This is a genomic window from Pseudomonas sp. 2995-1, assembly GCF_002742505.1.
Classification (GTDB): Bacteria; Pseudomonadota; Gammaproteobacteria; order Pseudomonadales; family Pseudomonadaceae; genus Aquipseudomonas; species Aquipseudomonas sivasensis.
In genome coordinates, this window is record NZ_LJSA01000677.1 from 1 (window position 1) to 228 (window position 228).

1 protein-coding gene is annotated in these 228 nt (G+C 41.7%); it reads left to right on the top strand.

Features of this window, described 5'->3' with window-relative positions; genetic code table 11:
- Nucleotides 1-18: 18 nt before the first annotated feature.
- A partial coding sequence (locus AOA61_RS31030) for a hypothetical protein (protein WP_143521297.1) occupies nt 19-228 on the top strand: 210 nt, incomplete at its 3' end.

Sequence of the window (228 nt, forward strand, 5' to 3'; positions counted from 1 at the left end):
GCATAGGAGGGATTGGCGTTGAGTAAAAAGTTACTTATCACAATGGGCCTTTTCATCGCCCTAAGCACGATTGCGGTGATTGGAACAATGACCATGCCAACTGCGAATGAAACATTACCTGAGAGCCCATCTAACATGGAGGAAGGTAATTCTTCCATTAAAAATGAATATATTGAAAGCAGAGAAGAAGGTGAAACAGAGCTTATAGCCACTGCTTCAGTAGAAGAT